Annotated in this window: 1 protein-coding gene; it reads left to right on the top strand. The window is 44.2% G+C overall.

All coding sequences use genetic code 11. The features are described 5' to 3' along the window. The coding region (locus ACYVTD_RS19175) for a hypothetical protein (protein ID WP_461249167.1) at positions 1-185 on the top strand (185 nt) is incomplete at its 5' end. Between the last annotated feature and the right edge of the window lie 55 nt (positions 186-240).

Here is a 240-nt window from a genome sequence, read left to right as displayed (position 1 = left end):
GAGAATACCAAAAAGAAAATGATTTATCCCAAGCCGGCGAAGAAAGCCGTTTTTTGTTCAGGGGACCAAGCGGGGCGGCATTTGACATTGCCGTTTATTACGGACGGTACGGCGGAATACGGGAAATGGATAGCGATGTAACAGAGAGAATAGGAAAGAAGGGAGATGTCGATTTTTTCCAGTAAAATAACAGGCAGGCGGCAATAATAAAGTTGACTTTTGAAAAAAACGACGGCTTGG

The organism is Treponema sp. R6D11 (assembly GCF_054786075.1).
This window is presented reverse-complemented; position numbering and strand designations above follow the sequence as displayed.